At 62.2% G+C, this 23,666-nt stretch carries 17 protein-coding genes and 3 pseudogenes; 13 read left to right on the forward strand and 7 right to left on the reverse strand.

Features of this window, described 5'->3' with window-relative positions; all coding sequences use genetic code 11:
• Nucleotides 1–989 precede the first annotated feature (989 nt).
• Nucleotides 990–1,244, reverse strand: a complete 255-nt coding sequence (locus AC3CCE_RS00555) for an exopolysaccharide production repressor protein (RefSeq protein WP_023699083.1) — start codon at nt 1,242–1,244, stop codon at nt 990–992.
• Nucleotides 1,245–1,456: 212 nt separating this feature from the next.
• Between AC3CCE_RS00555 and AC3CCE_RS00560 the strand changes: the two genes are divergently transcribed.
• The 9 genes and pseudogenes from AC3CCE_RS00560 (at nt 1,457) to AC3CCE_RS00600 (ending at nt 15,029) form a co-directional block, all read left to right on the forward strand.
• Nucleotides 1,457–1,987 (forward strand): hypothetical protein, encoded by a 531-nt coding sequence (locus AC3CCE_RS00560; RefSeq protein WP_023699082.1) that lies wholly within the window; start codon nt 1,457–1,459, stop codon nt 1,985–1,987.
• Nucleotides 1,988–2,347: 360 nt separating this feature from the next.
• Complete coding sequence (gene ligD, locus AC3CCE_RS00565) at nt 2,348–4,354, forward strand: DNA ligase D (RefSeq protein WP_352625213.1); 2,007 nt, start codon at nt 2,348–2,350, stop codon at nt 4,352–4,354.
• Between the two features lie 165 nt (nt 4,355–4,519).
• Nucleotides 4,520–5,489, forward strand: a pseudogene (locus tag AC3CCE_RS00570) (ArdC family protein).
• Nucleotides 5,486–5,742 (forward strand): annotated as a pseudogene (locus AC3CCE_RS00575) (DUF2958 domain-containing protein); the annotation flags it as partial. The pseudogenes AC3CCE_RS00570 and AC3CCE_RS00575, both read left to right, overlap by 4 nt.
• Before the next feature lie 215 nt (nt 5,743–5,957).
• Complete coding sequence (locus AC3CCE_RS00580; RefSeq protein WP_352625211.1) at nt 5,958–8,078, forward strand: ParB/RepB/Spo0J family partition protein; 2,121 nt, start codon at nt 5,958–5,960, stop codon at nt 8,076–8,078.
• 46 nt (nt 8,079–8,124) lie between these two features.
• A pseudogene (locus AC3CCE_RS00585) lies at nt 8,125–8,244 on the forward strand (DUF6117 family protein); the annotation flags it as partial.
• 173 nt (nt 8,245–8,417) lie between these two features.
• A complete protein-coding gene (locus AC3CCE_RS00590) occupies nt 8,418–12,746 on the forward strand; it encodes a strawberry notch-like NTP hydrolase domain-containing protein (RefSeq protein ID WP_352625209.1) in 4,329 nt (1,442 codons plus the stop codon).
• Nucleotides 12,743–13,768, forward strand: coding sequence for a DUF7146 domain-containing protein (locus AC3CCE_RS00595; protein ID WP_352625207.1), 1,026 nt, complete (start codon nt 12,743–12,745; stop codon nt 13,766–13,768). The genes AC3CCE_RS00590 and AC3CCE_RS00595 overlap by 4 nt, the downstream gene beginning before the upstream one ends.
• A gap of 340 nt (nt 13,769–14,108) precedes the next feature.
• The gene (locus AC3CCE_RS00600) at nt 14,109–15,029 is read left to right on the forward strand and encodes a DUF2493 domain-containing protein (protein ID WP_352625205.1); all 921 of its coding nucleotides are present in this window, start codon (nt 14,109–14,111) and stop codon (nt 15,027–15,029) included.
• Between the two features lie 262 nt (nt 15,030–15,291).
• Here AC3CCE_RS00600 and AC3CCE_RS00605 read toward each other — a convergent pair whose 3' ends face one another.
• A complete protein-coding gene (locus AC3CCE_RS00605; protein ID WP_023690440.1) occupies nt 15,292–15,615 on the reverse strand; it encodes a nucleotidyl cyclase domain-containing protein in 324 nt (107 codons plus the stop codon).
• A gap of 347 nt (nt 15,616–15,962) precedes the next feature.
• On the opposite strand from AC3CCE_RS00605, the gene AC3CCE_RS00610 reads away from it, so the two are divergent.
• Genes AC3CCE_RS00610 through AC3CCE_RS00625 form a run of 4 tightly spaced genes read left to right on the forward strand, consistent with a single transcriptional unit; the run spans nt 15,963 to nt 17,788 of the window.
• Nucleotides 15,963–16,571, forward strand: a complete 609-nt coding sequence (locus AC3CCE_RS00610) for a hypothetical protein (protein ID WP_023696785.1) — start codon at nt 15,963–15,965, stop codon at nt 16,569–16,571.
• Nucleotides 16,568–16,960, forward strand: a complete 393-nt coding sequence (locus AC3CCE_RS00615) for a phage holin family protein (protein ID WP_023696784.1) — start codon at nt 16,568–16,570, stop codon at nt 16,958–16,960. The genes AC3CCE_RS00610 and AC3CCE_RS00615 overlap by 4 nt, the downstream gene beginning before the upstream one ends.
• Nucleotides 16,957–17,613 carry a hypothetical protein gene (locus AC3CCE_RS00620; protein ID WP_352625202.1) on the forward strand — a complete coding sequence of 219 codons (657 nt, stop codon included), beginning with the start codon at nt 16,957–16,959 and terminating at the stop codon, nt 17,611–17,613. Before AC3CCE_RS00615 ends, AC3CCE_RS00620 begins: the two co-directional genes overlap by 4 nt.
• The gene (locus tag AC3CCE_RS00625) at nt 17,591–17,788 is read left to right on the forward strand and encodes a hypothetical protein (protein ID WP_352625200.1); all 198 of its coding nucleotides are present in this window, start codon (nt 17,591–17,593) and stop codon (nt 17,786–17,788) included. The genes AC3CCE_RS00620 and AC3CCE_RS00625 overlap by 23 nt, the downstream gene beginning before the upstream one ends.
• Before the next feature lie 147 nt (nt 17,789–17,935).
• On the opposite strand, the gene AC3CCE_RS00630 is transcribed toward AC3CCE_RS00625, so the two are convergent.
• From AC3CCE_RS00630 to AC3CCE_RS00650, 5 genes are all read right to left on the reverse strand, one after another.
• Nucleotides 17,936–19,567, reverse strand: coding sequence for an ABC transporter ATP-binding protein (locus tag AC3CCE_RS00630; protein ID WP_023686074.1), 1,632 nt, complete (start codon nt 19,565–19,567; stop codon nt 17,936–17,938).
• Nucleotides 19,557–20,333, reverse strand: coding sequence for an ABC transporter permease (locus AC3CCE_RS00635; RefSeq protein WP_352625198.1), 777 nt, complete (start codon nt 20,331–20,333; stop codon nt 19,557–19,559). Before AC3CCE_RS00635 ends, AC3CCE_RS00630 begins: the two co-directional genes overlap by 11 nt.
• Before the next feature lie 105 nt (nt 20,334–20,438).
• Nucleotides 20,439–21,485 carry an ABC transporter permease gene (locus AC3CCE_RS00640; RefSeq protein ID WP_023673826.1) on the reverse strand — a complete coding sequence of 349 codons (1,047 nt, stop codon included), beginning with the start codon at nt 21,483–21,485 and terminating at the stop codon, nt 20,439–20,441.
• An 87-nt stretch (nt 21,486–21,572) separates the two neighbouring features.
• A complete protein-coding gene (locus tag AC3CCE_RS00645; RefSeq protein WP_023673825.1) occupies nt 21,573–23,180 on the reverse strand; it encodes an ABC transporter substrate-binding protein in 1,608 nt (535 codons plus the stop codon).
• 121 nt (nt 23,181–23,301) lie between these two features.
• A complete protein-coding gene (locus AC3CCE_RS00650) occupies nt 23,302–23,655 on the reverse strand; it encodes a Rieske (2Fe-2S) protein (protein ID WP_023673824.1) in 354 nt (117 codons plus the stop codon).
• Nucleotides 23,656–23,666: the final 11 nt, after the last annotated feature.

Genomic DNA, 23,666 nt, shown 5'->3' on the forward strand with positions numbered 1-23,666 from the left:
CGGCGACAGGTGAGGGTCGACGAGATCACCCCGAAGCGCCAATCGCCATTCTGGGCGGAAAAGTCTGGGGCCGGCGCCCTCCTTTTGAACCTGAACAAACCAGAAGGGCGCCGAGCCTTTTTACCAGACAGCGCTTTGAGGGAAGCGGCGCCGAGTAGCAGGAGTGTATCTCTCTCGTTAGAGTTGTTGGAACACAGCCTTTTGGACGATGGCCCGCAGCGAACGCTCGAGAAGCCGGCGCCAGGTGGGATCTGCTGGGCTGTGCGGCGGCGGCCAAGCAGACATCTGGTCCGCCGCAGCTGAAGTCATGACCTATTCGGTCGATCGGCGTTATGGCGTGATCACCTAGGAGGCCCCGCGCGCAAGCTGGCTGCCGCGGATCGCTTGACGACTTGGGATGGAGAGCGGTCAGCGGGAACGCGCGCCCGCAGAACCCTCCGAGTGAATTCGAGGACGACCGACCACACGCTGAGTTCGGAGCCCTGGACTAACATCGACGGTGGCCTAATCCACCTGTTGGATGAACTCGTGGGTGCTGAGTGTCTGAGTGGTGTTGTCGTCGGTGCAGCGCCGCCATTGACTAAGCCATGCTCTTTCGTTCTCGGCCTATCTGTCGGCCACTCATGGCGTCGAAGCCGACCATATTCTGGTATTCAACGACGGTATTCCTGTCCGCTGGTGCCACAGCATCTGTAGCGTCCAAGTTCCTGCGTCATTTGTCGTCCTATTCGGCCAGTCGCCGCGATCCCCAGGGCAGCATCGCCGATCATGTGCAAACGCAAGCCTCGGCCCGGCTACCCAATAACAGTGGGGAGATCGTTGCTTGCAAAGACAGCAATCGGGCGTGTGAGGCACCTGCGCCGCGAGGAAGGCTTGCTTCATTCCTCTGCAAGATTTCAGGGAGGCGCTTGCCGCCCAACGATGGCGCGATTTAAGACGGTCAACCTTCCCCGGCGGTTTGACGATGCTGCGTGGCCGGCTTGTGAGCGTCATCGGCCGCCTTTAGATGAGACACCGCCGTCTCGACGGGTAGGCTCGGCGGTGTTCGGTTTTTCTTCGGTTCTCTTCGTCCAAAGCGTGTGGAAAAGCGCGAATGAAAACAAGAAATATCCAACCTGGAATATGATCAAAATCAGCAAGGTCCATGCAAGCGACTTCCAGAACGAACCCGTTGCTAGGTAAATCCATAACGCCACCACGGTCGACGTGGCAAACATCCCGACCAGGAATCGCGGAAAAAACATTTATGTTCAATGCCGCCCCATAATTGGACCGACCGGTCTCTCGTCTACTCCCAGAAGCATTTAAGATTTCACTAAATTAGTTATTGCGCAAGCGCCACGCTGAGTTAATGAGTCCTGCGGCAATCTGGATGACGCCGGCCAGCACGTGCCAATAGTGAACAAAAAGAGAACGAAGAGTCCAGCATGCCCTTGACGAGGGAGAAATATGTTCCTTGTTTCTGCGTGATCTGGAGCAGCAAAGCGACCATGGCTTGGCGGCAATCGCCGTGGATGGCGAAGCAACGGCAAAAACCGCGGAACACAATTTTTGGGTCGAGGTCTGGGATCGCGAGGAGCAGGTTTTGTCCGAAACCATTTCTCGTTCCCCCGATTCAACTGTGAGTCAGGCAGCCTGGCAGGCCGCCATCCGACGCCGGCCGGGCATGTTGCTGATCCACTACAACAGTCGGCATGTGATGGAGAAAATTCTGACACCAGGCGAGGTCAAGATCCCATTGCAGGCCATCATCGATGGCAGCGTTCACGCTGCCCTGGATGTGGCGCTCGGCGATCTTCGCGAGTGGCATGTGCTGCGGGCCTGGTGCAGATCCTGTTCGCACCATGCAACGGTAAAGCCTGCCGGCCTCATTGAACGCTATGGAAAAGGCGCTCTATTGAGTTCGGTCGAGCGAGCGCTCTTTTGCACAAGTTGTGACAGGGGAGGGCCTGTCAGGCTGGAAATTCACAAGCTGCCACGCAATTGAGGGGTGAACGGATGCAAGACCTCATCGATTTCGTGTAGGCCAACTCGGCTCTGGCTTGGACACTCCGATCGCGATCAGCGGCCGAACTGTCGAAGCGGGAAATGCGCGATCTCCGCCGGTCGGCTTCGACGCAAAAATATGCGGACCACCGCGGACGGGGACAGTCGGTCCCGCGTCCCGTCCTGCGGCCGGCGCTATGCTGACGCTCCTACGGCTGTCCCGTTCACCGCCCGCGGCGGGGGCGAATTTCCTTCGTCCTGCGCGCGACAATTGTCCGCTGTTGCGGACGCAAGCAGGACTGCGGCTTATACGCCTTTCTTCCTTTGAGCGCCGACGGTCGCCGGCGCGGGATGCTTGGGCATGGAACCGAATCCCGGGCAGGGTATTGAGTCGGACTATGTATCCGAGTTCCGCATGTCGGCTGTAGACGGCACCCTCAGTAAAAGGCGCACACGGCCCAGAGACTCAGAATCTGTCCCTACAAATCGGCTCCCGCGGTTTCGACCCTTCCAGCTATGCACGCTGACAGACCACATACCGGTCGGCGGGGATTGGCTTTTCGAGATGAAGTTCGACGGCTATCGTGCCCAAATCGCCATCTCCGGCTCGAATGTCGTCGTTTATACGCGCAATGGCCACGACTGGACCCGACAGTTCAAGGTCATCCTGCCGCCGCTTCAAAGACTGACCGAAGGCGCGGTGCTGATCGATGGTGAGATCGTCGCGATCGACAGCCAGGGCCGCACGAACTTCTCCATGCTGAAAACCGGCATCGCCGCGGGTATGCCCCTCAAGTTCTACGCCTTCGATCTGCTTGAATTCGATGGTGAAGATTTGTCGAACCAGCCGCTCCTCGAGCGCAAGGCGCAACTTGAGTCCCTGCTGGGCGCGCGCCGCCCTGAGGACTGCCTGCAATTCTCCAGCCACACCGTCGACCAGGGCCAAAAGGTGTTCGACTCCATGTGCGAGGGCGCCCACGAAGGCGTCATCGCCAAACGCGCCGACAGCACCTACGTTGGCGACCGCACCTGGAGTTGGCTCAAGATCAAGTGCACGAAACGGCAGGAGTTCGTCGTCGGCGGCTACCGCCCAAGTGACACAGGTCGCGGCATGGCCTCGCTGATCCTCGGCATTTACGACAATGGCAAGCTCATCTATCGCGGCCGCGTCGGCACGGGGTTCACCGAGGCGGAGCGCAAGGACATCCTCGCGAAGCTCGAGAAACGCCGTATTGAGAAATCGGCTTTCGTGTCCGTCCCGAGAGACATTGCCCGACGTGCCAAATGGGTGAAGCCCGAACTTGTTGCCGAGGTTACCTATGCCGAAGTGACACCGGACGGCAGTTTGCGGCATCCAAGTTTTGAGGGCATGCGCGAAGACAAGCGAGCCGACCAGGTGGTGATGGAAATGCCGAAGACGCCGGCAACTCCTGGCTCCGCCAACCTCGATCCGGGAATAGGCAAGGAGATCGCCGCTGCTGTCGGCGTCAAGCTGACGCATCCGGACAAGATCATGTATCCGGCGACCAAGGTGACCAAGGCCACGCTCGCCGCCTACTACGCCGCGGTCGCCGAGAAGATGCTGCCGCACATCCAGGATCGGCCGCTGTCGCTGGTGCGCGATACCGATGGCGACTTGCAACAGACTTTTTTTCAGAAGCACAGACTGCCAGGCATGCCCAAGGCCATCCATGACGGCCAGTTGAAGAAGATGTCCGGTAAGGAAAGCCGCATCTTGTGGGTCGATGACCTGGCTGGGCTGATCGCAGGCGTCCAGATGAACGTGCTCGAATTCCACATCTGGGGTAGCCGTCGCCAGCAGCCGGATCTGCCGCACCGCATGATCTTCGACATCGACCCCGACGAGGGCCTTGGCTTCACTGCCGTCAAGCAGGCAGCCCTCGACATTCGCGGCATTCTGGAAGCGCTTGGGCTGGAGTCGTGGCCGTTGCTGTCCGGCGGCAAGGGCGTTCATGTGGTGGTGCCGCTCGTCCCGGAGGCAGACTGGGACGAGGTCAAGAGCTTCTGCCAAGACTTCGCCGAACTACTGGCCCGTACAGATCCGTCGCGCTTCGTCGCCAACATGAGCAAGGCGAAGCGCAAGGGCCGAATGTTTCTCGATTACCTGCGCAACGGCCAAGGCTCCACTGCAATCTGTCCCTGGTCCACTCGGGGACGCGCGGGAGCGGCGTGCGCGGTGCCCGTCAGTTGGACGGAGTTGCCCACCTGCGAAAGCGCCAACGCTTTCGATGTTTTCGCCGCTGCCGCGCGGGCTCAGTTGCCCGAGGCCTGGGAGGGCTATTTCGACGTCGAACAAACGCTTACCGACCGCATCCGCCACGCGGTCCCTAGCAATAGCCATACTTGATGGCTAGCGACATCTGCCGATTTGGCACGGACCGCCTTTGCCCCAGGTTCGGGAGCGTTCCCCTTCGAGGCCTGGTATGCCTCTAGAGCGAGAGTACGGATCGGTTTGCCGTGACGGGTTGAGAGCTGGAGGAGAGGCCTCCGGCGCCCGTCGCGGAGAAACCCGATGTCCAGACATTACGCTCGCGCCGGCGCCGACCGGACAAGCCTCTATGATGATATCACCAACAAGATCATCGCCGAGCTGGAAGCTGGGCGCTTTCCCTGGGTGCAGCCCTGGGGCACGGCGGCGGCGCAAGCACCTCTCGCCATGCCGGCCAATGCCGCCTCTGGCCGCGCCTATTCGGGGATCAACGTGCTGATCCTGTGGGGTGCGGTCGTTGAGCATGGCTTTCCCGTCCAGGGCTGGCTGACTTTCCGCCAGGCGCTATCGCTGGGCGGCCATGTCCGCAAGGGCGAACACGGGACCACCGTCGTCTATGCTGACCGCTTCATCCCTGACGACGAGAAGAAACGCGCGCGGGAAACCGGCGAGGCAGCACAGGCCATACAGTTTCTGAAGCGCTTCACCGTCTTCAACCTCGCGCAATGCGAAAATCTGCCCGACGATCTGGCGGTGTTTGCGCCCGCGCCAGACCCCGGACTGATCGAACCGGCCGTCGAGGCACTAATCAAGGCGACAGGGATCGATTTCCGCATCGGCGGCAATAGCGCCTATTATGTGCCGGCGCAGGACTACGTGCAGGTGCCGCCTCCGCAGGCGTATTTCGAGACCATTGACTGGCACCGCACCCCTGCACGAGCTTGGCCATGCGACCGGCCATCCCTCCCGCATCGGCCGTGACCTCGGCGGCGCGTTCGGCACAAAGCGATATGCTTTCGAGGAACTGGTCGCCGAAATGAACGCGGCCTTCTGCTGCGCCTCGCTAGGTATTGTGCCGACCGTGCGCCACGCCGATTACCTGGCCTCCTGGCTCGATGTCCTGCGCGAAGACAACCGCGCCATCGTGCGCGCCGCCTCCCAGGCCAGCAGGGCAGCCGACTGGTTGCTCGCCTTCCTTCCGCAACCTGACAACGGAACCAGGGCAGGGCCCGCCAACGTCGATGAGATCGAAACCGAGAAGTGGGCGGCATGATCGTTCTCACCGAGGAACTGCGCGTGCCTGCTCGCCAATAGCCGCGATCGCGACGCCGAACACGTACCGGTGGTGAAGCTCTTCAAATCAACTCGGCGAAGGAATTTGGCTCGCAACCGCGCTTGAGATGACGTCGATCCGGCTGCCTTTCGGCATCGGCATCGAGCGGGACATGCTCTTTGGCACCGACCTGCCGATTTCCGTCTGGGCAGAGGCGGTCCGCCGGGGCGGAAACCTTCGCGACGCCGAACGCAACTCGACCATGCCGGCCAATCTGGCCGAGACGGCGAGTGAGATCTCAGCTTGTAATCCGCAAGCCGCAGATGCGCAAAGTCGTGTCTGCGGCCCTGTTCCCACCTCGGGATCTTCGGTGCGGCGCGGTCCTCAGAGTGAGAGGGCTGCGCCCGTCTTTTTTGACGGGTTTGGAGGTCGAGAGAGTTTCGGCCGCCCGTCGCGGAGATAGTCCACATGGCTACGCCCAAGCAGAAGATCACCCTCAACGCTTCACGTGACATCCCCTTCAACAAGCTGATGCTGAGCCAGGCCAATGTCCGGCGCATCAAGCGCGGGAAAACGATCGAGGACCTCGCCGCGTCGATCGCACGGCGCGGCCTGCTCCAGAGCCTCAACGTCCGGCCAGTGTTGGATGGCGAGGGCGACGAGACCGGCATGTTTGAGGTGCCGGCTGGCGGGCGTCGCTATCGCGCGCTGGAACTGCTGGTCAAGCAGAAGCGCATGATCAAGACCGAGCCAGTTCCCTGCGTCGTCAGCGACGCCCACAGCGCGGTCCCGATCGAGGAGGATTCGCTGGCCGAGAATTTTCAGCGCGAAGATTTACATCCGCTCGACATGTTTCGCGCCTTCCAGACACTTCATGACCAGGGCGCGAGCCATGAGGAGATTGCCGCACGCTTCTTCGTCTCCGCAACATTCGTGCAGCAGCGCCTCAGGCTGGCCAGGGTTTCGGCCAAGCTGCAGGAGATTTACGAGCAGGATGGCATGAAGCTCGAGCAGCTCATGGCGTTCACCGTGACCGACGATCACGCCCGTCAGGAGCAGGTCTGGGAGGCGCTCGAAAACTCCTGGTCGAAGGAGCCGCAGCAGATCCGGCGCCTGCTGACGGAGACCACTGTGCGGGCAAGCGATCGCCGGGCGCTGTTCGTCGGTGTCGACGCGTATGTCGCTGCCGGCGGCGTGGTGCTGCGCGACCTGTTCGAGGCCGACAATGGCGGCTGGCTGCAGGACCCCCCTCTGCTCGACCGCTTGGTCGGCGATAGGCTGAAGTCGATCGCCGACGAGATCGCGGCGGAGGGCTGGAAGTGGATCGTGGTCGATGCCGATCTGCCCTACGGGTACAATCACGGTCTGCGGGCAATCGCTGGCACCCCCGTCGGTCTGACCGACGCGGAGCGGGCGGAACGCGAAGCCCTGCGGGCGGAGTACGACCGGCTGGAAGCCGAGTATGGCGAATCCGACGAACTCCCCGACGATGTCGATCAGCGCCTCGGTCAAATCGAGACCGCGCTTGAGGCCTTCGAGAGCCGGCCGATGCACTACGATGGGGCCGAGATCGCCCGCGCCGGTGTGTTCATCAGCATCGATCGTGATGGCGATCTCGTCGTCGATCGGGCCCATGTGCGCCCCGAGGACGAAGCGATGCAGGCGGTCGACGGCCACTCGGCCGAGCCAGGTTGCGCCACCGAGAACGAAGACAGCAGACACAATCCTTCGGCCCGCGCGATTATCACCATCGGCGCGCAGGCGTCCGAGCCTGAGGAGGATGACGGCGACACCATCAAGCCGCTACCCGAGCGCCTGGTCATCGAACTTACTGCCCATCGCACGTTGGCGCTGCGCAACGCACTGGCCGAGAACCAGCATGTGGCCATCACGGCGCTCTTGCACCGGCTCGTCCTCGACACCTTCGGTCAGCGTTCCGCCATCGGCTGCGTCGAGGCCTTCGTCCGACATGTCCACTTGCCGTGGCAGGACGTCGGTCTCAAGGACAGCCCTGCGGCCAAGGCCGTTGATGAGCGCCATGAGGCATGGAAGAGCGTCATTCCACTGGATGACGACGAGGCCCTATGGGCGTGGCTCGACAGACTCGATGAAGCCAGCCGGCAGACGCTGCTGGCGCATTGCGTCAGCTATGGGATCAACGCCCTGTTCGAACGACCCAATCCCTACGGCAGCGGCGTTTCCCAGCACGGGCTCGATCAGCGCCTGCGTGAAGCCGATCGGTTGTCCCGTGCCACCGGGCTTGACATGATAGATGCCGGCTGGCGGCCGACGGTGGATAACTATCTCGGTCGCGTCACCAAGTCCCGCATTCTCGAAGCCGTGCGCGAAGGCGCCGGCGACCAGGCCGCCCAGCTTATCGACCATCTCAAGAAGGCCGACATGGCCAAAGAGGCCGAGCGCCTCCTGGCCGATAGTGGCTGGCTACCCGAACCGCTCCGCCCTAGCGGCAATGACGCCGCCCGGCCGAATGTGGGCGAGGAAGCTGACCTCCCCGAATTCCTGGCCGGTGATGACGAGGACGGCTCGGCCACCCATGAGACTGCCGCACACGCGGTCGCCGCCGGATAGCACCGTCGGCGGAGTGGCGCGGGTCGCTCGGCCCTTTCTTCTTCACTACGAGTTCACGCCGTTCGCTCATCTCGCCGACGGCAATCCCTATGATGCCTACCTGCCGCCCGATCCCGACAGCGCCAATGGTTTCCTACAGAAGTCGGGGCCTGACGGCGGAATATGATCGAGATCGGTTGATACCGGCAAGCGCTCCACCTCATGGCGGGGCGCTTGTTTCATTTTGGCTTCGGTGGAGGCCAGAGAGGGAGAGGCGAGCCGGGATGGGTTTGAATCCGCACGGTCCAGAGAGAGCGCCGCGCGGCTCGATCCTGTCCCCGCTCTCCCGAGGTTCACACCATGTACATGATCTCGCCCGCTGTGGCAGTTCCCGCAGCCGCGCCGCTCCCGCTCCCCCAAACCGGTGCAGCCGGCGCTATCTTCGCCGCCGCCGGCCTTCTGCTTCCCCATCTCGAGCGCGGCGACAGCATCGACGCGCCAAAGCTGCGCGCGGCGATGGAAGCCGCATTCGGCGCCTCCGACGCCGCCGGCGCCTGGGACTGGAAGCAGGCCTACGATGCCTGCGAGGCTGCGACGGTCCTTTTCCTGCGCAAGTACGGAAAGGCGTTGTTCCGCAAGGCCGCGTCTCCGGCTCTCCGGCTGTCAGCATTGTCGAAGATCGCAGGGCTCATGCCGACGCATACGCGCCGGTCCGAAGAAGCACAGACCTTCCAGCAGTTCTCGACGCCGATTCCGCTCGGCCTGGTCGCCGCAACGGCCGCCGCCATCACGCCCGGCGACCGTGTGCTGGAGCCTTCCGCCGGCACCGGGCTGCTCGCCATCCTGGCCGAGATAGCCGGCGCCTCGCTCATCCTCAACGAACTTGCCGAGACGCGCGCGGCACTTCTCTCGTGTCTCTTTCCGGGCGTCTCCGCCAGCCGCTTCGACGCCGCCCAGATCGATGACCATCTCGATCCCGGCGCCGTGCCGAGCGTGGTGCTGATGAACCCGCCCTTTTCGGTCATGGCCAACGTCGAGGGCCGCATGGCCGACGCGGCCTGGCGGCACATCGCCTCGGCCCTGGCGCGCCTCGCGCCCGGCGGGCGGCTGGTGACGATTACCGGTGCGAACTTCGCGCCCGACCACCCGGCCTGGACCGCCGCCTTTACTCACCTGCAGGAACGTGGCCGCATCGTCTTCTCCGCCGCCATCGACGGCTCGGCCTACGCCAAGCATGGCACGACCTTTCCGACACGCCTCACCGTCATCGACCGGGTGCCGGCGGACGATCCGGACGTGTTCCCGGCAGATCAGGGCGTTGCCCCGGATGCCGCGACGCTGATCGCATGGGTCGGCGAGCATGTGCCGGCACGGCTGCCGGTCACCATACCCGCAGGTGCAACTCCCACATCGTCGTCGGCCGCACCCCGCACAGTGCGCGGCTATCTTGGTCCCACGGCAAGAATAACACCGCGGCCACTGCTCACTGATCCCGATGCCGTTGAGCTCGCCTATCAGGTGCTCGACTGGAAGGCCGCCGAGGGCGGCCACATCAGCGACGCCATCTACGAGGACTACGCGCTTCAGGCGATCCGCATTCCCGGCGCGCAGCCGCACCCCACCCAACTCGTGCAATCGGCGGCCATGGCCTCGGTCGCGCCGCCCAAGCCGAGTTATCGGCCGCGCCTGCCGAAGAACGTCCTTGACCTGCTCTCGGACGCGCAGCTCGAGACCGTCATCTATGCGGGCGATGCTCACGCCGAGTATCTCGCCGGCGCCTGGACGCTCGACGATACCTTTGACGTAATTAGCGCGGCGGCAGATGACGCGGCGCGGGCCGTGCGCTTCCGGCAAGGCTTCATGATCGGCGACGGTACCGGTGTAGGCAAGGGCCGCGAGTCCGCCGCCGTAATCCTAGACAATTGGATGCAGGGCCGTCGCAAGGCCGTCTGGATCTCCAAGTCAGACAAGCTCATCGAGGATGCGCAGCGCGACTGGTCCGCGCTCGGCATGGAGCGCTTGCTGGTCACCCCGCTCTCCCGCTTCCCGCAGGGCAGGCCGATCACGCTGGCGGACGGCATCCTGTTCACCACCTATGCCACGCTGCGGTCCGACGATCGCGGCGAGAGGCTTTCGCGGGTCAAGCAGATCGTCGAATGGTTGGGTCCGGATTTCGATGGGGTCATCATCTTCGACGAGGCGCACGCCATGCAAAATGCCGGTGGCGGCAAGAGCGAACGCGGCGACGCCGCTCCCTCCCAGCAAGGCCGTGCCGGCCTGAGGCTACAGCACGCCCTGCCGTATGCCCGCATCGTCTATGTGTCGGCGACTGGCGCCACCACCGTGCACAATCTCGCCTATGCCCAGCGGCTCGGCCTCTGGGGCGGCGAGCATTTTCCATTCTCGACCCGCGCCGAGTTCGTCGAGGCGATCGAGGCTGGCGGCGTGGCGGCGATGGAAGTACTGGCACGCGACCTCAGGGCACTTGGCCTCTATACCGCCCGCTCGCTCTCTTTCAACGGTGTCGAATACGAACTGCTCGAGCATGAGCTGACGCCCGAACAGGTCCGCATCTATGACGCGTACGCTGGGGCCTTCGGCGTCATCCACAACAATCTCGATGCTGCGATGCAGGCGGCCAACATCACCGGCAGCACCGGCACGCTCAATGCCCAGGCCAAGTCGACCGCGCGCAGCGCCTTTGAAAGCGCCAAGCAGCGCTTCTTCGGCCATTTGTTGACCAGCATGAAGACACCGACCCTGATCAAATCCATCACCGGCGATCTGGAGGAGGGCCATGCGGCCGTTGTCCAGATCGTCTCGACGGGTGAGGCGCTCATGGAGCGGCGGCTGGCCGAGTTGCCGACCGAGGAGTGGAACGATGTTCGCGTCGACATCACGCCGCGCGAATATGTCCTTGACTACCTGGCCCATTCCTTCCCGGTGCAGCTCTACGAGCCGTTCACCGACAGCGAGGGCAATCTGTCGTCGCGCCCGGTCTACCGCGATGGCCAGCCCGTCGAGAGCCGCGAGGCGGTCGCCCGGCGCGACGAGCTGATCGCGAAACTCGCCAGCTTGACGCCTGTCCCCGGCGCGCTCGACCAGATCGTCCAACATTTCGGCGCGGACCTCGTCGCCGAAGTCACTGGCCGCTCGCGCCGCATCGTGCGCAAGCGCGACCGCCTGGTCGTCGAGCACCGAGCAGGGTCGGCAAATCTGGCCGAGGCGCAGTCCTTCATGGACGATCAGAAGCGCGTTCTGGTGTTTTCCGACGCCGGCGGGACGGGTCGTTCCTACCATGCCGAACTCTTGGCACGGAACACGCGGCTGCGTGTGCATTATCTGCTCGAAGCCGGGTGGAAGGCCGACACCGCCATCCAGGGCCTGGGCCGCACGCATCGGACCAATCAGGCGCAGCCGCCGCTGTTCCGGCCGATCTCGACCAATGTGAAGGCGGAAAAGCGCTTCCTCTCGACGATCGCCCGCCGTCTCGACACGTTGGGCGCAATCACGCGCGGCCAGCGCCAGACCGGTGGCCAAGGGCTGTTCCGGCCAGAGGACAATCTTGAAAGCCACTATGCCGGCGATGCCTTGCGGCAGCTCTATCTCCTGATCGTACGCGGCAAGGTCGAGGGTTGCACACTCCAGCGTTTCGAGGCGGCGACCGGTCTCAAGCTGATGGACAACAACGGCATCAAGGACGAGTTGCCGCCGATCACCACCTTCCTCAATCGCCTGTTGGCGCTGACCATCGAAGTGCAGGGCGTGCTGTTCGGCGCCTTCGAGCAGCTTCTGGCCGCTCGGATCGGTGGCGCCATCGCCTCGGGCACCTATGACACCGGGCTGGAGACCCTGCGGGCCGAGAGCTTCGTCATCACCGACCGGCAGGTCATCTACGCCCATCCGCGCACCGGCGCCGAAACGCGGCTGCTGACGATCACCCAGCGCAAGCGCAATCGGCCCGTCATGCTCGATGCGGCGCTCCATCACCTTCGCGATTTGCGCGCCATCCTACTGATCAACGAGCAATCTGGCCGCGCCGCCGTGCAGATCCCAACCACCAGCATCATGCTCGACGACGGCGAGATCGAGCCGCGGGTCCGCCTGATCCGGCCAATGGAAGGCCAGAACATGCCGCTCAAGGCTATGGGCGAAACCCGCTGGGTCGAGGCCCACCGTGAAGCTTTCGCTGCAGCATGGAATGCGGAGGTCGCCGAGACTCCCGAGTTTGCCGATGCCGTGCTGCACATGGTGACGGGCCTGTTGTTGCCGATCTGGAAGCGTCTGCCAAACGAGTCGACCCGCGTTTTTCGACTTCAGACCGACGAGGGCGAGCGCATAATTGGTCGCCTTGTCACGCCGGCCTGGGCCGCCAACGCCACGGTGACAGGCGTCGCATCGCTATCGCCCGAGCAGGCGCTCGCGGCGCTGATCGACGGGCGGACGATCCTTGATCTCGCCGAGGGTCTCCAGCTTCGCCGCAGCCGCGTCATGGGCGCGTGGCGCATCGAACTGTCGGGCTTCACCGACATGATGCGGGAGCGCCTCACCGCCTACGGTCTCTTCCACGAGATCATTTCGTGGAAGCTCAGGATGTTCGTGCCGATCGACGCCAACGGGCTCGCCGTGCTGGAGCGCGTGCTCGACCGCTTCCCAATCGAGCGGGTCAGTGAGCGGGAGGCTGCATGATTCCGCGTCACGCTGCATCCGACCTCGCACACCGCCTCGCCGAACATGCCGAGGCGGTGTGCCGCCACTACCTCTCCAATGGCCGTCGCCAGGGCAACTATTGGAGCGTCGGCGACGTCCGCAATGCGCCGGGCCGCTCGACGTTCGTGCGTCTGCAGCCATCCCCGAAGGGACCGCCAGGCAAATGGACCGACGCCGCTACCGGCGAGCATGGCGACCTGCTCGACGTCATCCGCGAATCCCTCGGACTGGTCAACTTCCGGGACGTCGCCGATGAGGCGCGCCTGTTTCTCGCTATGCCAGATGCCATGCCACCCCGACCGGCCGCGCCGATCACGCAGGTCCCCATTGGATCTCCGGAAGCGGCTCGCCGACCGAAGCCCATTATCGGCACCCTCGTGGAAACCTATTTGCGTGGACGTGGCATTGCGACTTTGTCCGGCACCGGATCGCTGCGGTTCCATCCGCGCTGCTACTACCGGCCCGGCGATCATGGACCGACCGAGACCTTGCCGGCAATGATCGCTGCTGTCACCGACCTTGATGGACATTTGACCGGCGCGCACCGCACCTGGCTCGCACCGGACGGCACCGGCAAGGCGCTCGTCGACACGCCGCGTCGCGCAATGGGTGACCTTCTGGGTCACGCCGTCCGCTTCGGTGCACCCGGCAGCGTCATGGCGGCAGGCGAGGGCATTGAGACGACGCTGTCGCTCAGATGCGCCTTGCCCGATATGGCGATGGCTGCGGCACTCTCGGCAGCCCATCTAGCCGCCATCCTGTTCCCGCCAACCCTGCGCCGGCTCTATGTCATCCGCGACAACGATCCGGCCGGTGACGGTGCCCGCGACAGCCTGCTCGAGCGCGCGACGGACGCCGGAATCGATGCAATCGTGCTGTCGCCAGCGATGCAAGACTTCAACGAAGACCTCAGCCGCTTCGGACTTGCGGCCTTCCGGGCCTCGATTGCAGACCAGCTCATGCGCAAAGATCGCATCCGATATCTGACACAGGCGGCATGAGCCGGGAGGGGAAGCGCGCGGCGCACGGTGCCGGTGCGGCGCATGGATGAGTGACCCGCCGGCAGAGACCCGAGACCCGGCCTTCGAGAGGGCGATCGGCCCACGAACTGGCCGGCCAGGCAATGGCGGCGGCCGACTATTTTCCGGCGCGCGCGACTGGTCGCGAATGGCAGCGATCGGGCGCGACGCCTTTCCATCGCGAGGCAAAATAGTCGGCCGCCGCCATCCTCCGCTGCGCTCCGGCCCTCCGCATCGCTGCGGGTGTCGGACCGTCCCGCCCGTGGGCTCTCGTCGCCATGAAGGCCGCGAGGGTCGCGGTCAAACCGACGGGAGCATCCCCATGAGAGAGCACGACGACACTGAACCGCACCACGCCGCTTCTGCGACCGATCACATCCTCACCGAACTCCAGCTCTATGGCTGGCGACCATTTGCGGACGAGCCCGATCCGCGACCGCTCCCCGGTGGCGACCAAGTGGCCGGAGCCGTGGCCGACATCTTTGACGCCCTCATCGTCACCCTGGCTGACACGCGCCTCGAACCCGACCTCGATGACTTGCTCTGGTCCCTCACCAATGTCTTCCACCGAGCTGTACAACGGATCGAGCGGCAACTGGAAGACAACGAGCAGGCCCAGCGCTGTCTGCAGCGCGAACAGGATGGCAGCGAGATCAAGGCGGTTGAACTCGAGACACTCACCGCCCAGGGCCAGACCATGATCGAACGGCGGGGCGCCTTCGAGCTCATGCGTGACCAGGCCGCCGAACACTACGATCAGCACACCGGTTCTGCCTGGCGACCGCGCACGGGGTCGATGGTAAACCACCACCATCTCACCGCCGCAATGATCGATAGCCGCGACTTCCTCGCGGCCAGGCGGCGCGCGGAAACCGAGGTCATGTTGCCGGCCGGCCCCAAGATCGCCTTCTCCGGCGGCGATACCGCCGATCACGAGATGATCTGGGCAAAGCTCGACCAAATCCGCGCCAAGCACCCCGACATGGTGCTGATGCACGGCGGATCACGCAAAGGCGCTGAAAAGATCGCCGCCCGCTGGGCCGATCATCGCAAGGTGCCGCAGGTCGCCTTCAAGCCCGACTGGAGCAGACACGCCAAGGCCGCTCCCTTTAAGCGCAACGACCAGATGTTGGCGGTCATGCCGATCGGCGTCATCATCTTTCCCGGCACCGGCATTCAGGAGAACCTCGCCGACAAGGCCCGCAAGCTCGGCATCCCGGTCTATCGATTAGGCGGCTCGTGAGCGCCCCCTTTGACCCTAGATCTTAGTCCAGGTTGGTCACCGCTATTCCACAATCTCACCGATGTGGAGGTATGTCTTTCACGACGCGAACGGCGGCTTCGCGCCTCATGACAGTCGGTTCCCCGGTTCAGTCCATTCACCAAAAGCGGGCGTCGCCAAACGGCCAGCCCTCAGGCTGTTATGTTCGCGGCAAATGCTCAGCTGGGCCGAATGGATGAGGCGCGACGATACCAGGCAAAATTCTGGGCACTCCGCCGGACTGTCACGAGTCCTCGAAGCGCAGGCCGATCTTTCCCGCTGCATGTTCCTGCACGCGTTCGGAAACGCAGATCCTGCCAGGCTCGGCGATCCTCTCCAGACGCGCGGCGATGTTGACCCCCGCGCCCAAGACGTGACCGTCCTGTTCGATGATGTCGCCGACGATCTTGCCGCGATGCGTGGCAATACAGGGATCGAGGTGGTCACGTTGATGGCTGTTCAAGCGCTCGAGGGCACCTTCTTCGTCAGCGCCCATCAGTTGACTGTACCCGGCGAGGTCAGCCGCAAGGATCGCCGAGAGCTTGCGCTCGACCCGACCGATTTCCATCCAGTCCCTCTGCAAGGCGTCAGGATCATATTTGCCCAGGTCAAGCGATCCAAGTCCGCTCTTCCGGTTTTCTTTGGGATCGCGTCAACCATGTCGGGCGCACCCGTTCGTACGGAGCAACTGGCGCTCCGCACGAGGGACAGGGCAACTCACTGGTGACTGGGTGCGTGCCTGACGAAGCTCTTCGTTTCGGCTGAGATAAATGCTCTCACTTACGGAACATCGCAGGTTCGTCGAAGTTGGAAAGCTACGGAGGACGTGCACATGAACAGTGTCATCTATCTTATCGGCCTTATCGTTGTCGTGCTCGCGGTCCTCTCCTTCCTCGGTTTTCACTAGGTGGCCTCATGCAGCATGAGAACGATCAGGGCGGACAGCCCACCGATTTCGACAAGGCGAAAAGCGACGTCTCCGACAGACTTCGCCAGGAAAATGAGCGTGCCAGCGAGTTGCTTCACGACGCGCGGGACGAGGTGACCCGTAAGGCTGGCGACTATGCATCTGAAGCCACGCAGGTCATCTCCGACAAGGCGGAGGAGGCGCAGCGCGACATCGGATCGAGCTTGGCGGCGTTGGGTGGTGCACTGCGAGCCGCCAGCGATCACCTTGCCAGCAACGATGAAAGGAACGCATCGAAGTTCGCTTTGGATGCTGCCAGTGGCCTTGAGCGGCTTTCATCGTCCTTGAAACAGAAGCCCTTTAGCCAAGTCCTTGATGACGTGCAGTCCTTCGGCCGGCAAAATCCCGGTGTCCTGCTTGCGGGATCGGTGTTGGCCGGATTGGCTCTCGGGCGGTTCATCAAGGCTTCTCCGCCGGCAACGCCCGATTCTGAGGCCGCTCCGGGAGGCCTCAGATCACACACCGATCAGCCACAGGGTTGGTCCGCTGATCGTCCACAAGATTTTGGCGTGGTCGGCGATGATGGGGCCACGCAGATCGCGGAGCAGGACAGATGAACAACCAGGACAATCCCAGCCTTGCCGGGCTAGTCACCGATTTGGCCCAGAATGTCACCACTCTGGTGCAAACCGAGGCGAGGCTGTTTCGGGCCGAGCTCTCTGAAAAGCTTACCAAAGCCGGAGCAGGTGCCGCGGAAGTGCTGGGCGGCGCGATTTGCCTGCTCGCCGCGCTCTTGGTGTTGCTGCAGGCGCTCATTATCGCGGTGACGCGGGCAGGGCTTGGCGCGGGGTGGTCTTCCCTGCTGGTCGGTGTGGTCGTGGCGGTCCTCGGCGTCATCCTGCTGCGGACCGGGACGGCCAGCATGGCGCCTTCGGAACTTACCCCCGACCGGACCCAGGGACAGCTCAAGCGCGACGCGAGCGCGATTAAGGAACAGGTGAGATGAACGAGAAATCCGCAGGCGAACTTGAACGCGAGGCCGAGGCTGCTCGCGCTCGGGTGATGGAGACCGCCGAATCCATTCGAGGCAAGATGACGCCTGGACAATTGCTGGATGAGTTCACCGGGCTGTTCTCGGGAGGGGAGAGCGCGGCCATGCTCAGCAATCTCAGAACGCAGGTCCGAGACAATCCTTTGCCGGTCACCATGGTGGGCGCAGGTCTGGCCTGGCTGATGTTCGGCAGCGGTACCTCAAACACCGCCCACCGTTCGGCTGGCTATCCATTGCCTTCAGCGCCGGGACGACATGATGTAGCAGGGGAGCGCGGCGGCTTGGGCGGCACGCTCTCCGACGCCGCGGAATCGCTCTCCTCGAGCGCTGCCAGCGTCGGCGACACCATATCGAGCACCGCAAGAGCCGCTGCGGCGGGTCTGACGGGAAGCGCTGCCAATGCAAGCTCGACGACTGGGGACATGGCGGCGAAAGCCAGCCGCTCCGCGCAAGATCTGTTGGAGGATCAACCCTTGGCCGTTGCGGCCGTCGGTCTCGCCATCGGCGCCGCTATAGGTGCAATTCTGCCCCATACCGCAACGGAGGACGAGCAACTAGGCGCCTATTCGCGATTCCGCCGAAACTTTGCTCGACAGGGGCCTCGATGAGGCCAAGCAGGTCGCCGCCGACGCCTATGAGACCATCAAGCAGGAAGCTGGCCGGCAAGATATGGAAGCAGACACGATAGCCGATCAGCTCGGCAAGATCGTGAAGTCCACAGCAGACAAGACCGAGCATGCCGTGCGCGAACGTATTTCCGATACGCCTCAGCGTCAAACCTAGCCTGATGGTCCTGGATCAGCGATAGACGGTTCCAGAAGGCGTGCATAATAGTCGCGCTGATCGCTGCGCGTGGAGCTCGATCATGCCCTTCAAAGCACGTGGAAGATGGGCGGACGGGGACTTAATTCCTGACCACCTTGCAACCTGTCAGATTTTCCGACTGGCCAGCAATCTTGTCAGCCAGTCAGGATCCATTTCGGGAACAGAGGACAAAAGCCGTTCGGTGTAAGCGGCATGCGGAGGTGTGAGAACCACGCTCTTCAATCCCTGCTCGACGACTTTGCCGCCGTGCATGACGACAATCTCGTCTGCTATCGCGCGCACCGTGGCGATGTCATGGGTAATGAAGATGTAGCTCATCCCGAGTTCACGCTGTAGGCGCATCAGAAGCTTGAGGATCTCCTCCTGCACAATTTGGTCGAGCGCGGATGTGATCTCGTCGCAGATGATAAGCTCCGGTTCGGCAGCCAATGCCCGCGCAATGCAGACGCGTTGTTTTTGGCCACCTGATAGCTCGCCAGGTAGACGTTCCAGAAAATCCTCGCTCATCTCGACCATGTGCATAAGTTCGCTTATCCGGCGATCTCTCTGCGCGCCTTTGAGGCCGAGGTAGAATTCGAGTGGCCGCTCTAAGACTTCTTCGACCGTTTGGCGCGGATTAAGGGCGTTGTCGGGCATTTGATAAATCATCTGGACGCGACGCAGGACCTCCTTGGGCCGCGCCTTCAGGCTCTTGGAAAGGAGCTGGCCTGCGAAAGAAATCGAACCCGAACTTGGCGGCAAGAGTCCGGTAACGACTCGAGCGAGCGTCGATTTCCCAGAACCGGATTCGCCGACCACAGCGACTGTTCTTCCGCGCGGAACCTTGATGGAGACATCCTGGAGGACCTTGACCCCTCCGGCATAAGCCGCGGTGACGTTGTCTATCGTCAAGAGATAGTCATCGGCTGGAACTTCGGGCTTGGCGAGCTTGCGGACTGCCCAGAGCGTCCTCGTATATTCCTGGCTGGGGGAGGCCAGCATCTGGCGTGTGTCAGCCACCTCCACGGTAACTCCGTGTCGCAGAACCATGATGCGATCCGCCATTTGCGCCACCACCGCCAGGTCATGCGTTACGTAGATTGCAGCAGTACTGAATTCCTCAACGATGTTGCGAATGGAGGCAAGGACTTCAACCTGCGTGGTCACATCGAGCGCCGTTGTTGGCTCGTCGAATATTATGAGGTCCGGTCGACAAGCCATTGCCATCGCTGTCATGGCCCGTTGCAACTGCCCGCCTGAGACCTGATGAGGATAGCGAAAGCCTATGCTCTCGGGTTCTGGGAGCTGAAGACGCCGATAAAGATCCACGGCGCTCCGGTTCGCCTCTTCCCGGCTGACGATTCCATGCGCCACCGCGGTTTCGATGGTTTGTTCCAAAAGTCGATGTGCCGGATTGAAGGAGGCCGCCGCGCTTTGCGCGACATAGGCAATGCGGGAGCCCCGGAGACGACGGCGCCCCTTTTCATTGACTGCCAGGAGATCAATCCCGTCGAACAGGACCGAGCCCTGTGTGATCCGGCAGCCCGGTTTGGCATAGCCCATTGCGGCAAGGCCAATGGTGGACTTGCCGGCGCCTGACTCGCCGATTAGGCCAAGAACCTCCCCCCGCTTCAGCGTAAGATCGATCCCGCGGACGATGGGATGCCACTGTTCGTCCGAGGATCCCTCCACATGCAGATTGCGGATTTGCAGTAGATCCTTTCCTTTTTCGCGTGAGCCTGGATCGCTACTTTTCATCCCGCAACCCGCTTGTTGCGTGCAGGTACCAGTCCACAACGAAATTTACGGATACGGTAAGAAGAGCTATCGCGCCGGCCGGAAGCAGCGGCGTGACATCGCCGTAAGTGATCAGGGTTGCGTTCTCGCGCACCATTGATCCCCAATCGGCCGTCGGCGGCTGAATACCGACTCCGAGGAACGACAGCGCCGCGACTGTCAGGAACACGAAGCAGAATCGCAAGCCGAACTCGGCGACCAGTGGAGGCATGACATTGGGAAGGATTTCATTGGCGATGATCCATCTCGGTCCCTCGCCGCGCAATCGCGCCACCTCGACATATTCCATCACGGCCACGTTAAGCCCAACGGCGCGAGAAAGCCGAAAGACACGGGTGGAATCGAGAAGCGCAATGATAACAATCAGGCTGGTGATCGACGAGCCGAAGATCGACAGAAGCACCAGCGCGAAGATCAGACTCGGGATCGACATCAGCACGTCCACCGCACGCGACAAGATCTGGTCGAGCCACCCCCTATACAATGCGGCAAGGAGGCCGAGCGACACGCCTACCGCGAAGGAGAGCAATGTAGTCGCGACCGCGATAGCGATGGTGTTGCGCGCACCGTAGATCAAGCGGGTGAGCATGTCGCGGCCGAGCTGGTCGGTTCCCAATTTGAATTCCTGATTCCACGGCGCGAAGGCTTCGCTGAAGACCTGCGTCTCGCCATATGGGGCTATCCAGTGCGCGAAGACCGCAACAAGGACGTAGCCAACGATCACCACGATGCCGAACCATGCACTAAGCGGGTGCCTTCTTCAGCGCTGTTGTCGCCCGGCTGGCACGCGAGCGCCTCAGCCTCTGAACCGCCGCGATAGATTGGGATCTGGTCATCGTGGGTGCAAGAGCCTGGGGTTGGTGGCGATGGAAATAATGTCGGCCAGCAGGTTGAGAAGGATGTAGGTCGCGGCGAAAATCAGGGCACAGGCCTGGACAACCGGAACATCCCTGGATTTTACCGCATCAACCATCAGTTGGCCGATCCCGGGATAGACGAAAACGACCTCGACCACGACCACTCCGACGATGAGATATGCCATATTGAACGCCACGACAGTGACGATGGGAGCCCAGGCATTGGGCAGGGCATGCCTCAGCACGATCACCATCGGGGACATTCCCTTGAGGCGCGCCATATCGATGTAGGGGCTTGCGAGCATGTTGATGATGGCCGCTCGGGTCATGCGCATCATGTGGGCCACGATCACGAGTGTAAGGGTGATTGCCGGCAGCGCCACTTTCCAGAGGTGCTCCCAAAATGGGGTCTGATCGTTCACATTCGACAATGTCGGAAATTTGGGAACCGCATTGAGTGCCCAGGTCAGTGAGATACTGAGCCAATGGGGCAGGGATTGAGCGAAATCGGATGCAATGAACGTGTCGCGCGAGATCACCAGGTAGGCGAGCATATAGGCGACGAAAAACTCCGGGAACGAAATAGTTGTCAGTGTCACGGCATTCACCAGCCGGTCGAACCAGCCGTTGCGGTACAGCGCGGCGAGAATGCCAAGCCCAAGCGCCAGCGGAACCGCTATCAGCGCGGTCACCGCTGCAAGAAACATCGTATTGTAGAGGCGTGGCGCGATGATCTCGGCCACGGTACGCCGATATCCGGTGCGGCTCGCGAACGAAGAGCCGAAGTCGCCGTGAAGCATTTGCGCGACCCAGACGAAATAGCGCTCGACAGGCGGACGATCGATGCCGATTTCCCGCTGAAAGGCGGCGACCGTTTCGGGCGTCGCCGACTGCCCGAGCGTGGCCTTGGCGAAGTCGCCCGGAAGCATCGCGATGGCAGAGAAGATGATGATGGACACGATGAACAAAGTGACCAGGCCGAGGCCAAGGCGCTGCAGAACCGTTCTTGCGACGGGGTTCATGTGAGTGCCGTCTCCCTTTGGGCGGCAGTCCTGCACTCGGAGCAAGCCGACCGGAGCCTCACAACCATCGTGGCCCCGGCCGCCTTTTCATGCCGTGGCGATCCACCAGCGTTCGGCCATTTTCAGTCCATCGTTCTCCCAGTTGGGCGCCACTTCGCCATGTGCGAGCTTTTTGGATTGGGCGCTGACGAAATTGTTGAAGACCAGCACGATGCTGCCGCCATCGTCGTGGGTTAGTTGCTGCATCTCGGCATACATCGCCGCTCGCTTGGCCTCGTCCGTCTCGGCCCGCGCCTTAACAAGCAATTCGTTGAAATGGGGATTTTTCCAGAACGACTCATTCCAGCTGGAGTCCGCGGCGAAGGCTTGCGTGAACATCCAGTCGGCCGTCGCTCGACCGCTCCAATAGGATGCGCACCAGGGTTTCTTGAGCCAGATATTGTCCCAATAAGCGTCCTCGGCCTCCCGCACGACATTGACGTCGATGCCGCATTGGGCTGCCGTCTCGCGAATGAGCGAAGCCGCATCCACCGCGCCTGCAAAAGCGGCATCGGCGACCGAGAGATCCACCTTCAGGTTCTCCATTCCGGCCTTTTTCAGGTAGTGCTTGGCTTTTTCCGGATCGAAGTTGTGTTGCGGTTGCGGATCCTTGGCGAATTTGATCGCTGGCGCGATCGGGTTGTCGTTAGCCACGGTGGCGTGGCCGAGAAAGATCTTGTCGACGATTTCTTGGCGATTGATCGCCCATTTCAATGCCGTTCGCACGTCTGGATTATCAAACGGCGCCATCGCGGCATTCATCGGCAAGGTATAATGTCCGTAGCCGGTGACCTCGACGATTTCCACCTTCGGATTGCGTTTCAACATGCCGAGGGTCTTGAGGTCGGCGCGGCCGATATAGTCCACCTCGCCCGTCGACAAGGCCGCCATGCGAGCGGCAAGATCAGTGATGGCGATGAATTCCACCTCGTCGAGATAGGGCTTGCCGTTTTTGAAGTAGTTTGGATTGCGCTTGAGTTTCGCCGAAACGCCGGGCTGGAAATTCTCAAGGAGGAAAGCGCCGGTGCGAACCCCTGAAGCCCAGTCCGCCTTGCCGTCCTTGGCTGGCATGATGACCAGATGGTAGTCACTCATGATGTAAGGGAAATCGGCGTTGCCGCTCTTGAGCGTGAAGACCACCGTTTCCGGGCCGTCGGCCTTGATCCCGGCGACGGACTCCAACAGCGACTTCGCCGCCGATTTTGTGTCCTTGCCCATGTGATATTGCAATGACGTCACGACGTCATCCGCCGTCACAGTCTTGCCGTTGTGGAAGGTTGCGCCTTTGCGCAGCTTGAAGGCCCAGGTCTTGGCCCCATCCGAAGATTCGAAGCTCTCGGCGAGGTCCGGTTGGACATTGCCTTTGGCGTCGACCTCAGTGAGGCTGTTGGATAGCGAGCCCGAAAACGCGGTTTGTGTGAACGTATCGGGGTAGCCGGCCGGATCGATTGAATCCGTCGTCGCGCCATGAGCCATGCCGAGCTTGGCGAAGCCGCCGTGCATCGGTTCGGCACGCGCCCTGGCGACGAAGAGCGTGTCGGCGGCGGCGACCGTCAGGCCTGCGGCTATCCCAAGATGAATGAAGTCGCGGCGGGAAACTTTGCCGCCACCGACCAGGCTTTGCGCGAGACCAAGCTTGTATTCAGATTCTGACATTTGACTCTCCCATTGCGGAGTTCTCCGCGTTATTTCTTTCAAGCACCTGCGAACAAATCTGCTAGTTGGCTTCGGCCATCTTTCTTCGAATTTTTCCAATCCCAATCGGCTTTTGGGCCAATCAGGCCGTCACATAGATGCTGCCGGCTTCGACGGTGACTGGAAATGTGCGAGCGCGAATGGACGGATCGACCAAGGCTTCACCTGACTTGATGTCGAATTCCCAGCCATGCCAGGCGCATCGAACGATCTCGTTTTCGCGATGATAGATGAATTGCGCTTGTTCAACGGGCGCGGTTGTCCCGCATTGCGGTCCCTCGCAAAGTGGAGCGCCGCGGTGCGGACAGACATTCAGCAGCGCGTGGAATGAATCTCCGATGCGGAAAATCCCGACCGAAAGGCTGCGGATCTTGGCGATAAACGGAGATCCTGTTTCGATCTCGTCGACGCGGCAGATATATGTCTTCTCGGGCATCGTATGCTTCC

The organism is Mesorhizobium sp. P160187, from assembly GCF_057766425.1.